Annotated in this window: 12 protein-coding genes and 1 tRNA gene; 7 read left to right on the plus strand and 6 right to left on the minus strand. The window is 69.2% G+C overall.

The annotated features are described in order from the left end of the window. Positions 1 to 182 precede the first annotated feature (182 nt). From AC4D2C_RS10960 to AC4D2C_RS10970, 3 genes are all read left to right on the plus strand, one after another. On the plus strand, positions 183 to 731 hold the full coding sequence (locus AC4D2C_RS10960) for an SRPBCC family protein (RefSeq protein WP_490914825.1): 549 nt from the start codon (positions 183 to 185) through the stop codon (positions 729 to 731). Further along, on the plus strand, positions 728 to 2,098 hold the full coding sequence (locus AC4D2C_RS10965) for an FAD-binding oxidoreductase (protein WP_490914827.1): 1,371 nt from the start codon (positions 728 to 730) through the stop codon (positions 2,096 to 2,098). The genes AC4D2C_RS10960 and AC4D2C_RS10965 overlap by 4 nt, the downstream gene beginning before the upstream one ends. A 101-nt stretch (positions 2,099 to 2,199) precedes the next feature. Next, positions 2,200 to 2,721 carry a DUF4190 domain-containing protein gene (locus AC4D2C_RS10970; RefSeq protein ID WP_490914829.1) on the plus strand — a complete coding sequence of 174 codons (522 nt, stop codon included), beginning with the start codon at positions 2,200 to 2,202 and terminating at the stop codon, positions 2,719 to 2,721. 60 nt (positions 2,722 to 2,781) lie between these two features. On the opposite strand, the gene AC4D2C_RS10975 is transcribed toward AC4D2C_RS10970, so the two are convergent. The 4 genes from AC4D2C_RS10975 to AC4D2C_RS10990 form a co-directional block, all read right to left on the minus strand. Continuing rightward, entirely contained in the window at positions 2,782 to 4,143 is a 1,362-nt protein-coding gene (locus tag AC4D2C_RS10975; RefSeq protein WP_490914831.1) for a DUF4032 domain-containing protein, read from the minus strand. A gap of 140 nt (positions 4,144 to 4,283) precedes the next feature. Next, positions 4,284 to 5,372 (minus strand): ABC transporter ATP-binding protein, encoded by a 1,089-nt coding sequence (locus tag AC4D2C_RS10980; protein WP_490905193.1) that lies wholly within the window; start codon positions 5,370 to 5,372, stop codon positions 4,284 to 4,286. A 135-nt stretch (positions 5,373 to 5,507) separates the two neighbouring features. Then, positions 5,508 to 6,287: a trehalose-phosphatase gene (gene otsB, locus AC4D2C_RS10985; RefSeq protein WP_490914833.1), complete on the minus strand. Its 780-nt coding sequence runs from the start codon at positions 6,285 to 6,287 to the stop codon at positions 5,508 to 5,510. Next, positions 6,277 to 7,773 carry an alpha,alpha-trehalose-phosphate synthase (UDP-forming) gene (locus tag AC4D2C_RS10990; protein ID WP_490914835.1) on the minus strand — a complete coding sequence of 499 codons (1,497 nt, stop codon included), beginning with the start codon at positions 7,771 to 7,773 and terminating at the stop codon, positions 6,277 to 6,279. Before AC4D2C_RS10990 ends, otsB begins: the two co-directional genes overlap by 11 nt. Before the next feature lie 234 nt (positions 7,774 to 8,007). Here AC4D2C_RS10990 and AC4D2C_RS10995 point away from each other — a divergent pair. Then, positions 8,008 to 8,084: transfer RNA gene (locus AC4D2C_RS10995), tRNA-Thr, on the plus strand. Between the two features lie 34 nt (positions 8,085 to 8,118). Here the strand turns inward: AC4D2C_RS10995 and rsgA are convergent. Further along, positions 8,119 to 9,168: a ribosome small subunit-dependent GTPase A gene (gene rsgA / locus AC4D2C_RS11000; protein WP_490914837.1), complete on the minus strand. Its 1,050-nt coding sequence runs from the start codon at positions 9,166 to 9,168 to the stop codon at positions 8,119 to 8,121. Positions 9,169 to 9,749: 581 nt separating this feature from the next. Between rsgA and AC4D2C_RS11005 the strand changes: the two genes are divergently transcribed. The 3 genes from AC4D2C_RS11005 to AC4D2C_RS11015 all read left to right on the plus strand — a co-directional run bounded on the left by AC4D2C_RS11005 (position 9,750) and on the right by AC4D2C_RS11015 (position 12,275). Further along, complete coding sequence (locus AC4D2C_RS11005; RefSeq protein ID WP_490914839.1) at positions 9,750 to 10,025, plus strand: hypothetical protein; 276 nt, start codon at positions 9,750 to 9,752, stop codon at positions 10,023 to 10,025. 26 nt (positions 10,026 to 10,051) lie between these two features. Then, entirely contained in the window at positions 10,052 to 10,360 is a 309-nt protein-coding gene (locus tag AC4D2C_RS11010) for a hypothetical protein (RefSeq protein WP_490914841.1), read from the plus strand. A 271-nt stretch (positions 10,361 to 10,631) separates the two neighbouring features. Continuing rightward, the gene (locus AC4D2C_RS11015) at positions 10,632 to 12,275 is read left to right on the plus strand and encodes a GAF domain-containing sensor histidine kinase (protein ID WP_490914843.1); all 1,644 of its coding nucleotides are present in this window, start codon (positions 10,632 to 10,634) and stop codon (positions 12,273 to 12,275) included. Here the strand turns inward: AC4D2C_RS11015 and AC4D2C_RS11020 are convergent. Further along, positions 12,241 to 12,912, minus strand: coding sequence for a response regulator (locus AC4D2C_RS11020; protein ID WP_490914845.1), 672 nt, complete (start codon positions 12,910 to 12,912; stop codon positions 12,241 to 12,243). The two genes, AC4D2C_RS11015 and AC4D2C_RS11020, sit on opposite strands and share 35 nt — an antisense overlap. Positions 12,913 to 13,216: the final 304 nt, after the last annotated feature.

Genomic DNA, 13,216 nt, shown 5'->3' on the forward strand with positions numbered 1-13,216 from the left:
CCCCACCACCGGTGGGGCCTCGACCCCTTTAACCCCCCACCACCCCCACCCAACACCCCACACCAGGCGCAACCCGGCCGGCGGCGCGGCCGAGGACGACGGACGATGCCCGCCGCATGCAGGTCGGGCAGCGCAGGGCCCCGCGCACCCGTCGTGGCCCTGCACGACTGTAGGGTCGATGCATGAGTGGTTTGTTCTCCCATCCTTCGGGCGCGGCCGATGTCCCCGAGCCCCGGCCGCCGCTGCGGGCCGCAGTAGCGGTTCCCGCTCCGCTAGATCACGCCTGGGCAGGGCTCACGGAGCACCTGCACCTCTGGTGGCCCGGCGGCGAGCTCAGCCGCTGGGGTGCCGACAGCTTCTTCGACCTCGAGGACAACGCACTGGTCGAGACGTCGGTGGATGACGACGAGAACGTGTGGGGCGAGGTGACCGGCAGTCAGGCCGGGGAGTGGCTCGAGCTGCGGTGGCGGCACGTCGGGTCCGCTTCCACCACGCTGCTGAGGCTGGTGATGGACCGAGCAGGCTCCGACTCGTCGACCGTACCGGCTGCTCCCGCCGGTGGATCCGCAGGGCTGCAGGACGGCGGACTCGATGCCGGGCCTTCCGGCACGTCCCTTGCCGTCGTCCACAGCGGGTGGTCCGAGGGCGAGCCCCAGGACGTCTACGAGTTCTACAGGGACTTCTGGCCTCTCGCGCTGTCACGTTACCGGCGCTTCATGGGAGGGTCATGATCGACGGGGCCGCTCTCGAGGAGCTGGTCGCGGCGCTTCCCGGGCGGATCTCGACGACGCCGGCAGACCTGACGCATTACTCGCGCGATCAGGGCCCGGTCCTGCGGGCAGCCCTGCCCCATGCCGTCGTCCGAGCGCGTTCCGTCGAGGATGTACAGGCGCTGCTGCGCTGGGCGACGCGGCATGACGTGCCGGTGGTCAGCCGCGGGGCCGGCTCCGGGGTGTCCGGAGGTGCCCACGCCACGACGGGCTGCGTCATCCTGTCACTGGAGCTGATGGATCGGATCGTGGAGATCGACCCAGACGACGAGACCGCGGTCGTCGAGCCGGGCGTGATCAACGCCGACCTGAACGCCGCGGTGGCCCAGTACGGCCTCATGTACGCCCCTGATCCGGCGAGCTACCGGTGGTCCACCCTCGGCGGGAACGTGGCCACCAACGCGGGGGGCCTTCGCTGCGCGAAGTACGGTGTCACCCGTGATTCCGTGCTCGCCCTCGACGTCGTGCTGGCCGACGGCACCCTCATCTCTACGGGTCACCGGACCTTCAAGGGTGTGGCGGGCTACGATCTCACGGCGCTGATCACGGGGTCGGAGGGCACCCTCGGCGTCGTCGTCGGGATCACGGTGCGGCTCCGCTACCTGCCCCGGGCGGTCCACACGCTGGCGGCCTTCTTCGACGACTTCCCGCAGGCGGCTGCCGGTGTCCTCGCGATCGGACGCGCCCGTGTGCAGCCTGCGATCCTCGAACTTCTGGACGGCAGGACCCTCGAGGCGCTCGACGGCGTACACGGCTCGGACCTTCGGCGCCGGGGCGGCTCGCTGCTGCTCGTGCAGACCGACGGGTACGGAGCCGCGGCGGAGGCGGACGCGGTGAGGGAAGTGCTCACCGGACTGGGTGCCGTCATCAGTGAGGAGGGGTCGGCAGAGGCGGACCGGCTGATCGACCTGAGAAGGCACAGCAGGGGTGACGAGGTCGACGACCTGTACAGGGTGGGGGAGGATGTCGCCGTCCCGAAATCGAAGCTCGTGCCGTACGTGGCGGCCCTCGAGGGCATGGCCCTCCGTCACGAGGTCAATCTCAAGGTCGTGGCGCATGCCGGGGACGGCAACCTGCACCCGACGTTCTGGGTGGAGCGGAGCGAGGGGCCCCAGGCGCAGGAGCGCCTGGAGAAGGCGCTGGACGAATCGGTGAGGCACGCGCTCGACCTCGGTGGGACGATCACCGGCGAGCACGGCGTGGGTCAGTACAAGCGCCGCTGGCTCGCCTGGGAGCAGTCACCGGAGGTCATCGACCTGCAGGCCCGCCTCAAGCAGGTCTTCGATCCCTCGAACATCCTCAATCCGGGCAAGGCGATCGTCTCCTGATCAATGGTCGCTGCTCCTCATCCGTGCTGCCGCCCAGTGATATTCTTCAGGAAACTGCCGGAAATCACTCCGCTTTTTCCACGACTTCCCTTGGGGGAACCATGACCGAGAACGACCCCGGATCGCAGGGCAGCTCGCCCTACGGCCAGCAGAACCAACCCCAGTACGGGCAGAACCAGCCCCAGTACGGGCAGAACCAGCCCCAGTACGGTGAGCAGAGCGCGTCGCCCTACGGGCAGGGGCAATCACCCTACGGCCAGCAGGCACAGTACGGCACGGGGCCGGGCAACTACCCGGGACAGCAGGGCTACCCGGGCCAGGTCACGGAGAATCCGGGCCGCACGCTCGGGATCGTCGGCTTCATCCTCGCCATCCTGATCGCTCCGGTCGGCCTGGTCATCAGCATCATCGCCTTCGTGCAGTCCCGGAAGGCGAAGATGGGCAACGGATTCGCCCTCGCCGGCATCATCATCGGCGCGGTGTTCACGGTCCTCGGCGCCATCCTCATCGCCGTCATCGCCAGTTTTGCCGCCGATCTGGCCGGACAGATCATCGAGGCCTGCGAGGGCCTGCCGTCGGGTTCGCCTGTCACCGTCCAGGGCCAGACGACGACCTGCCCGTAGCCGCCGCTCAGGCGACAAGGACCGGCAGCCGATGGCTGCCGGTCCTTTTCGCTGTGAAGGCTAGTTGTCGCTGTACTCCGAGTCCTCGTCGATGCCGATCGTCCTGGCATCGGCCGTCAGCATGATGGCCGCCTCGTCGCGCCGGTGCCGAAGCTCGTCATCCAGGTAGGACTGCACGGCCTCCGCCAGAGGGACATTCCTGTCCTGGCGCTCCGACATGTACCACCGGTGCTCCAGCACCTCGTGCACCACCTGGGCGGGCTCGAGCTTCCCGCCCAGCTCGCGCGGGACGGCCCGTACGATCGGCTCGAAGACCTCGTTCACCCAGAGGTGGGCGCTGAACTCCTCGTCGAGCGACGGGTTGCTGTCCGCACGGTAGGCATCCATGTCGTTCAGGAGCCGCCGGGCCTGGTTCTCCTGTGCGTCGAGTCCGGTCAGCCGGAGGAGGCGGCGGCTGTGGTGTCCGGCGTCGACGACCTTGGGCTGGAGCTGGATCTGGGTTCCATTGGCCGCCGTCTTGATCACATACTCCTCGACGTCGAAGCCGAGCTCGTTGAGGCGCCGGATGCGGGCCCCGACGCGCCAGCGTTCGCCCAGTTCGAAGGACTCCTTCTCCGTGAGCTCGGTCCAGAGACGGCGGTAGCTGTCCATGATGAGCTCGCTCGTCGCCAGCGGGTCCACCTTCTCCTCGATCAGGCCGCCCTCGGCGAGGTCCATCAACTCACCGGCGATGTTGACGCGGGCGATCTCGAGGTCGTACTCGCGCTGCCCGGTGGAGAGCTCGGGGTACAGCTCTCCGGTCTCGGCGTCGACCAGGTAGGCGGCGAAGGATCCCGCGTCGCGTCGGAACAGGGTATTGGAGAGGGACACGTCACCCCAGTAGAACCCGATGAGGTGGAGGCGGACGAGGAGCAGCGCCTGCGCGTCGATGAGGCGGGTCAGCGTGTCACGGCGCAGGGTCTGGGAGAACAGCGCCCGGTAGGGGAGCGAGAACTTCAGGTGCCGGGTGACGAGAACGGGGTCGAGCTCGTCACCCTCGGGGGTCGTGCGGCCGGAGATGACGGCGACGGGCTCCACGCAGGGCACGTCCAGCCGCTGCAGCTTCCGGAGCATGTGGTACTCGTGCCGTGCGACGTGTTCGCTGGTCTCCTTGACGGCGATCACGGATCCTCCGAGGTGGGCGAAGCGCACGATGTGCCGCGAGATACCGCGGGGCAGGGCGGCGAGGGCGCTGGCGGGCCACTGCTCCAGGGCGATGTGCCAGGGGAGGTCGAGGAGTTCCGGGTCGGAGGCCGCCGCGGTGATGTTCAGCGACCCGAGGTTCGGGGTCTCCGCCGATGCGGGGCGCAGTCTCGGCAGTTTGCCCGTCTGGTCGTAGTCGGTCGGCTCGTCATGCCACTGGGCGTTCGAGGTCTCGGTCATGGTGCTGCCTCCGTGTCGGGGCGGGAAAGGGCCCTGCATCAAGCGTAGATGCCGTTAACGCGGCGGTGGCGTCCGCCGAGCCCCCAGAGGGTGCCCGGTGGACGCCACCGTCGTCGTGCGTGGTGCTGAGTCCGGTAGGACTAGACCGTCTCGGCCAGGCGGAGTCCGCTGGTGGTGTCGAACAGGTGTACGTGGCCCTGCTCGGGGCGGACGAACACGGTGTCGCCCTTCATCGGAGGACGGCGACCGTCGACGCGGACGACCATGTCGTGGTCCTTGCCGTCGAGCGTGGTGTGGCCGTAGATGTAGGCGTCGGCGCCGAGTTCCTCGACGACGTCGACCTCGACCGGCAGTCCCTCACCGGTTGCGGAGACGACCAGGTCCTCAGGACGGACACCCAGCGTGACGGTGTTGCCGGCTGCGGCGTCCAGGACGTTGCCGGGGACCGGGTAGACGATGCCGCCGAAGATGACACCGCCGTCGGCGACGGGCAGTTCGAGGAGGTTCATGGCGGGTGAGCCGATGAAGCCGGCCACGAAGACGTTCTTGGGACGCTCGTAGAGGTTGCGGGGGGTGTCGACCTGCTGGAGGATGCCGTCCTTCAGGACCGCGACGCGGTCACCCATCGTCATGGCCTCGACCTGGTCGTGCGTGACATAGACCGTCGTGACGCCGAGGCGCCGGGTCAGCGATGCGATCTGCGTACGGGTCTGCACGCGGAGCTTGGCATCGAGGTTGGACAGGGGCTCGTCCATGAGGAACACCTGCGGGTTACGCACGATGGCGCGACCCATGGCGACACGCTGGCGCTGGCCACCGGAGAGGGCTTTCGGCTTGCGGTCCAGGTAGTCCTCGAGGTCGAGGAGCTTGGCGGCCTCGCGGACGCGCTCCGCACGCTCCTCCTTGGAGACGCCCGCGATCTTCAGGGCGAAGCCCATGTTGTCGGCGACCGACATGTGGGGGTAGAGGGCGTAGTTCTGGAAGACCATCGCGATGTCGCGATCCTTCGGGGGGACGTCGGTGACGTCGCGGTCGCCGATGAGGATGCGTCCGGAGTTCACGTCCTCGAGGCCGGCGAGCATGCGCAGGGAGGTGGACTTGCCGCAACCGGAGGGTCCTACGAGGACGAGGAATTCGCCGTCGGCGATATCGATGTCGAGCTTGTCGACGGCGGGCTTATCGGTGCCCGGGTACAGGCGCGTGGCCTGGTCAAACGTTACCGTTGCCATGGTGTTGGTTCCTTTTCACGGGCAGGTACGTGCCCGACGATCCGTAGTGAATGGAAGACAGATATTCAGTTGGAGTGCGTGACCCGCCAGCAGTACCGGTGACGTCGGTCACGCCCCCGTAGTATGACACGTTCCCTACGCGGGCGCACCTGCAGTCCGCAGGGCCACCAGGTCCTCGAGGACGGCGCTGAATTCCTCGGGTGATGCGACCGTGAAGCGGGCGGCGGTCGCGCCGGGGCCGATCCTGATGCCGAGGTCGTCCGCGCCCAGCGTGCGCTGGGCGTTCTCGTCGGTGACGTCATCACCCGCGAAGAGCACGCCCGTCGCGCCTGTCAGCCGACGGAGGAGGCTCAGTCCCTGCCCCTTGTCGGCCTCGACCACCGCGATCTCGAGGACGCGCTTGCCATCGGTGACGCCCAGGCCTTCCAGCCGCTCCAGTTCGGCGCGGGCGGAGGCGACGGCGGCCTCGGCCACGTCATCCGTGGCGGTCCTGGTGTGGAGGACCACGCCGGCAGGCTTGTATTCGACGCGGGTTCCCTCGTGTGTGGCGACCGTCCGCTCGACGATGTCGACGGCCCGTGCCCGCAGGTCCTCCTGGTCCGGCGTCAGCGCGAGGGGTGCGCCGTCGGGGCCGGTCCATGTCTCCGCCCCGTGGCTGCCGATCAGCATGGTCTCGGCGGGAGGGTCCGCGACGGTCCGGAGGCTGTCGAGGGCGCGTCCCGAGATCAGTGCTGTCGTCGTCGCGGGCAGCGCCGCCAGGGCGCGGACCGCCGCGGCGGACGCGGGGAGAGCCCGCGCGTCCTCTGCCCGCTCGACGAGCGGGGCGAGGGTGCCGTCGAAGTCCAGCGCCACGAGCAGGTGAGGCGTGGCGGCGAGGGCGCGGAGGGCGGCGTGGAGATCCGCGTCAATCGCCACGGGTAGGGCTCCCGGACTGGAGGGCGTCGAGGAACGCCTGCGACCAGCGTTCGACGTCGTTCTGGACCACCTGGCGGCGCATGAGCCGCATGCGCCGCATGGCCTCGACCTTCGGCATGGAGATGGCAGAGACGATCGCGGCCTTGAGGCCGTCGATGTCGTGCGGGTTCACGAGGATCGCCTGCCGGAGCGTGTCCGCGGCACCCGCGAACTCGCTGAGGACGAGCATGCCCGTGTTGCCGGTGCGGGCAGCGACGTACTCCTTGGCGACGAGGTTCATGCCGTCGCGCAGAGCCGTGACGAGCATGACGTCGGCGGCGAGGTACAGCGCCACCATCTCCTCGACCGGATAGCTGTGGTGCAGGTAGCGGATGGCGGTGTTCTTCATGGTGTCGTGGGTGCCGTTGATGCGGCCCACGGCGCCCTCGATGTCCTCGCGGAGGAGGCGGTACTGTTCCACGCGCTCGCGGCTCGGGCTGGCGACCTGGATGAGGGCGGCGTCCTCGACGGTGATGGCGCCGTCCTCGAGCAGCTCACCGTAGGCCTTGAGCCGGTGCCCGATGCCCTTGGTGTAGTCGAGGCGGTCGACGCCGAGCAGGATGTGCTGGGGGTCGCCCAGTTCACGCCGGATCTCCCTGGACCGTTCGATGACGTCCGGGCGGTGCGCCAGTTCCGTGATGGACGCGGTGTCGATCGAGATGGGGAACGCCTCGGCGCGGGAGACGTAGGCGGGGATCCCGTCGTCGGCCGGCACGTGCACCTGCTGGGACTTGATGGTGTAGCCCTTGAAACGGCGCACGCAGCGGAGGAAGTTGCTGGCGTCGCTCGGGCGCTGGAAGCCGATGAGATCGGCGCCGAGGAGGCCCTCGATGACCTGGCGGCGCCAGGGCAGCTGGGCGTAGATCTCCAGCGGAGGGAAGGGGATGTGGTTGAAGAAGCCGATCTTCAGGTCCGGACGCGCCTGCCGCAGCATCCTGGGCACCAGCTGCAGCTGGTAGTCCTGCACCCACACCGTGGCGCCCTCGGCGGCGACGGACGCCGTCGCCGCCGCGAACCGCTCGTTGACCTTCCGGTAGGAGTCCCACCAGGTGCGGTGGAACTCCGGGGACGCGATGACGTCGTGGTACAGGGGCCAGAGGGTGGCGTTCGAGAAGCCCTCGTAGTAGAGCTCCACCTCCTCCGCGCTGAGCGGTACGGGCACGAGGCGCATGTTCGACTCGTCGAAGGGCTCGAGTGTCTCGTCCGGCGCGCCGTGCCAGCCGACCCAGGCGCCGTCGGCCTTCGACATCACGGGCGCCAGGGCCGTCACGAGGCCGCCGGGGGACCGGCGCCATGCGCTCTCGCCGTGCTCGTCGACGACACGATCGACGGCGAGCCGATTGGACACCACGATGAAGTCGAAATCACCGAACTGTCCCTCGGGTGCGGCCGGTGGCGTGACGCCCGGTGTGGTCGAAGGTTGTGCTGCGCTCAAAACTGGCTCCATCGCATTGGTGTGGTCTCGGAACCGACTCTATCGGTTCACCCCGTCCGCGCACCTGAGTCTTGCGGGCCCGGGAGAAGTCGCTGCCGTGATGTCCGCCGATCCGCCCTGCCGGAGCCGTGCACAGCTGATTTCCCGCGGTGCTGGTGCTGGGCTACCCTTAACGAGCGCTCAGCGTCCTCTCCTGCCCGCCGGTCCGGCGCGGGGACGCCGACGCCCGCCGGCTCGGTCCGGCACGCCTCCTTAGCTCAGTTGGCCAGAGCACCGCTCTTGTAAAGCGGGGGTCGTCGGTTCGAATCCGACAGGGGGCTCCACCGCGCCCGTCCGCCTCGGTCGCCGGCGCCGATCTCACCGCCCCTCCCTGAAACGGTTCCTGTGATCCTTCGCCAGGGCCGCCTCACGGGCCACCCGCTGGAACGATCGCTCATGGCGGCGCTGTTCGGCGGCATCCTGCCTCCGGTGAAGGCTCGCGAGTTCGCGCTCCATCTTCCGGTAGCTCAGCCAGCGCCGCTCTTCCAGCGCCCCCGACCCGATAGCAGCCTGCACGGCGCACCCCGGTTCGCGGTCATGCGCGCAGTCGCGGAAGCGGCAGCCCTCGAACAGGTCCTCGATGTCCCCGAACACCTCGGACAGGCCGGCCTCGGCGTCCCACAGGGCGAAGCCGCGCAGCCCCGGCGTGTCCATCACCACCGCGCCGTCACCGAGGGGCACCAGCTCGCGCGCCGTCGTCGTGTGCCGGCCCCTCGCGTCCCCGGCCCGGACCTCGCCGGTGTCCTGGCGGGGATCGCCCACCAGGGCGTTGATCAGGCTCGACTTGCCGGCACCGGAGGGGCCGAGCAGGGCCAGGGTCTGCCCGGCGCCGATCCTCCCGCGGAGCTCCTCGAGGCCGTCCAGGTCCTCCGCCGAGGTCGTGAGCACCTCCACGCCGCGGGCTCGCTGCACGGTCTCGGCAACGACGTGGTCGAACCGTGAACTGAGATCGGCCTTCGTCAGGATGACGATCGGCACGGCGCCCGAATCCCAGGCCGCGACGAGGGTCCGTTCCAGCCGGTTGGTCGACAGCGGCCGGTCGAGGGGGACGACCACGCCGAGCAGGTCGATGTTGGCGCCGAGGATCTGCGCCTCGGAGAGCGGGTCGTACGCCCGCTTGCGCCGGAGCAGGGAGGACCGGGGCAGGCACCCGATCACGGTTCCTTCGGGCTGGACCGCGGCCCAGTCGCCCGTGACGAGCGTGCTCCCGCCGTCGAGATGGACGATGCCGTGCCGTGACGCGACCAGTACGCGGCCGCGGTCCGAGCGGATGACACGCGCCGGATCCGTAGGGGCCGGACCGGGGAAGTGGAAGGAGAAGAGACCGCCGATGCGGTCGGTGAAGCCGTACTGCTCGAGAGTGGTCAACGTGGGTCCTCTAGGGGGAGGCCTCCCACGGCACGCTAGGGCGCGGTCGTCGCGGAGGCGGGGTCGATGGAGTGGGCGGCGCGCAGCGCAACGACACTGACCTTCATGACTCCACCTCCTCAGGACCCTTCCGGCCCGGTGGCCGGAGGACACACATACTAATTCCGTCCGGACGAGGTGACCAGACCCGCGTGGCGGTCCGCCTGGGAAAATCGGCGTATCAGTCCCACTCCCGGCGTCCGGGCCCGCCGCAGTTCCGGCGTCGCCCTCGGCGCCCGTCCGGGGGGCCGAGCCCTCCGATCCAGGCCGAGACCATCGACCGCACCGGTCAGGGCCGCACGGCAGGTAACCGCGATGTGCGGTGCGCATGATACCGCCTCGGACCGCGTGCCTGTCCAGAGCAAGAGGGTACTGGACCCTGCCCTTGCGGTATGGGGCTCGGACGGGACTTTCGGCCCTAGCCAGTATGGAGGCTCTGGCATGGGATGGGTGGCACGACGACGACGACGACGACGACGTCGTCGCATCGCGCACAGCGCGAGGAGAGCAGTACCCCTGAGGTTCGAGGAGGATCCCCCATCATGACCCTGAACACACTCTGGACCAGGATCGACCCCACCGTGCAGCAATGGCTGCTGGCCAACCCGGGCTGCATCATGCTGCCCCGGACGCTGGTGAACCGGGTGGAGGCGACGACGGGTACGTCCGTGGCGACCGACGGTCATGGGGGACACATCCTGTCCGAGGAGGACCTGGATTTCCTCAAGGACCGACGACGCGAGAGCGTCTCCGACAGTGCCCCGGGCACGCCATCCGGGGTCCGCAGCGCCGAGCACGCGGAAGCCGTGGACCGATGACCCGAGGCACTCCCCAGGAACGGTCGATGGCGGTACACCCGTCCGCTGCGCGGCAGAAGCTGAAGGTGCTCGTCAGGGCCGATCCGGACGTCAACAGCATCCGGATCATCGTCCACGGGTGCGTCTCACCGGTCAACGTGCACGGTCTTGATCTGGTCGTCCGACGGGCTGCCAGTCTGGCGCCCGCGACCGATGTCACGCTCGATCTCGGCGAGGCCGAGGCCTGGGACTCGATCCAGAAGGACCTCGAGGCGGCCTCCTTCGTGTCCCGGCTGGCACCCGGGATGCCGGCCGCCATGGGTCTGCGGCTGCGCGTGATCGGCCCCGGGACCTGAGGCCGTCGAGACCCGCTGCGCTGCCGGTCGAACTCCTGACCGCCCAGGAGGGCCAGGAGGAATCCCATGGGTGTAGTCTCGGCTTCCATAGCGCGAGACGATGCAGCGCTGCGCACCTGCGGGAGGGTTCACGAGGCCCGTCGCAGGGATCTGGATGAGCGGTCCTAGCGGCCACGGATGGCCGAACCCCACCGAGTCGGGGCGAGCCCCGGGCAACAGGACGGAACGTTCTGTGGACACACAGCCGCATTACCTGCCCCCGGGATCAAGGGTGCAGTCCTCCACCGCCACGGGCATCGAGAACCTCCTCTCGGCCTTCGCCGCCGTAGCGGACGATCTCGACCTCGACACCGTCCTCGAGCGGGTGGTCTCCGCCGCATGCCAGCTGGTCGACGCCCGGTTCGGGGCGCTGGGCGTCATCGGCCCCGACCGGATGCTCGGCCCCTTCATCACGGTGGGCCTGGACGACGACGAGAAGAGCAGTATCGGTCCGCTTCCCCGGGGCCACGGGGTGCTGGGGCTCCTCATCACCGAGCCGAAGCCGGTACGCCTCGCCGATCTGCGCCGACACCCCCTCGCATACGGTTTCCCCGACAGCCACCCGCAGATGACCTCATTCCTGGGCGTGCCCATCCGCGTCCACGACAGGGTCTTCGGCAACCTCTACCTGACGGAGAAGCGTGGGGGAGCGGCCTTCTCCGACGCGGACGAGCAGCTCGTAGTCGCCCTTGCCTCAGCGGCCGGCATCGCGATCGAGAACTCACGGCTCTTCGACGAATCGACGCGCAGGGCCCGCTGGCTCGAGGGCGGGCTCGACGCCGCGCGTGAACTGCTCGGACGGCATATCGGGGCGCACAGCGATCTCGAGGTGGTCGCCCAGCATGCGCTGCGCGCGTCGCAGAGCTCCCTCGTGATCGTCCTGCGGGACCTCGGACACCAGCGCGGCCTCATCTGCGAGGCCGCCGACGGATGCGGAGCCGGGACGCACCTCGGGCGGCACGTGCGGGGAGGCCCCGTCCTGCGGGAACTCACGGCGACCTCACCCCCCGCCCTGATCACCGGAGCAGACCTCGCCCTGGTCCTACCCGACGCGGCTGCGGAGACCATCGACGCCGCCCTGTGCTGCAGGCTCCCTGGCGACGGGGAACGGCACTTCCTCGTCATCGGCCGGGCGCCGGGCGCCGTCGCGTTCTCCGAGGCCGACCACGAGATGCTGCGGTCCTTCACCTCCCACGTGTCGCTGGCCCTCGAACTGCTGCGCGCCCACCGCCGGCGCGAGCAGGAAGCCGTGTTCGGTGATCGCGACCGCATCGCGCGGGACCTCCACGACGTCGTCATCCAGCGCCTGTTCGCCGCAGGCCTGAGCATCCAGACCCTTCGCAAATACACGGCGGATGCCCACGCACTGGACCGCATCTCCGCCGTCACGACGGAGCTCGACGCAACCATCCGGGAGCTGCGCGACACGATCTACTCCCTCCGGTCCGTCCCGCAGGCCGCCCCGAGCTTCACCTCCACGGTGTTCTCCCTCGTGGCCGATGCCTTCGACGGCCACGACCTCGAGCCGGTCCTCCACCTCTCCGGTCCGCTGGATTCGTTCGTGGACGGGGAACGTGCGGACCACCTGAGGGCCATCATCCTCGAGGGGCTCTCCAACGCCCTCCGGCATGCCGACGCCCAGGTCATCACCATCACGCTCGGCGTCGCCGACGGGACACTCGACCTCTCGATCGACGACGACGGCCGCGGCTTCACGGAACCCGACCGTGCCAGCGGACTCGTGAACATGAGGCGTCGCGCAGAGCTCTGCGGCGGCACCATCTCCATCACCAGCACTCCCGGCCACGGCACCCGCATCCATCTCGTGGTGCCCGTGGACCTCAGGCAGACGGAGAGCGCTCCGGGCTGGAGATGAAGACCGCCGCCTGGGTGCGCCGCTGGAACCCCAGCTTCGACAGCAGCGATGACACGTAGTTCTTGACGGTCTTCTCCGCGAGGAACAGCTCGGCACCGATCTCCCTGTTCGTCAGCCCGGCACCGATCAGTTCCAGGACCCGCTTCTCCTGGCCCGTGAGCGCGGCCAGACGCGGGTCCTCCACGGAGGGGTCCGCGAGCCCGGCGACGATGCGCTCGCGCACCCCCGCCTCGAAGAGGGACTTCCCCTCGGCGGCCAGCCGCACTTTCTCGACGAGGTCCGATCCGAGGATCTCCTTGAGGATGTACCCCGTCGCGCCGGCGAGGATCGCCCCGCGCAGCGCCTGATCGTCGTCGTAGCTCGTGAGGATCACGCAGGCGAGAGACGGATCCACCGAACGGACGTCGCGGCACACCTCGATCCCCCCACCGTCCGGTAGCCGTGCGTCGAGGATGGAGACATCCGGGCTGAGGGCCGGGATCCAGCGGACGGCCTCCTCCGCCGATCCTGACTCGCCGACGATCACGAAGCCCTCGTCCTCGAGCAGTTCACGCAGCCCGCGGCGCACCAGCTCGTGGTCGTCGAGGATGAACACCGAGACCTGTCGCCGGGTCGTGTCGCGCTCGATGCCGGACATGTCGTCTCCTCCACCTCAACGCCCTGTGCCTGCGCGAGCAGACCCCTTGGTGACCATCATGATCCAAACGGCGCAGGGTGGGGAGGGCCGAAGGGCCTTTCCGTCGGGCCGTTCGGCCCTACCCGATGGGGCGTGCTGCGGTCACCATGGATGAGCGCCGTGCCCGGAACCACCGCCCGGAACCACCGCCCGAGACAGAGGAGCAATCGTCATGGATCCTGCCCACCGGACCGGGAGAACCGCGCCCGTCGGGACCGGCCCAGCAATATGACCGGGGACATGGCCGGGGACATGGCCGGGGACA

It is taken from the genome of Arthrobacter sp. TJ-240, from assembly GCF_058269195.1.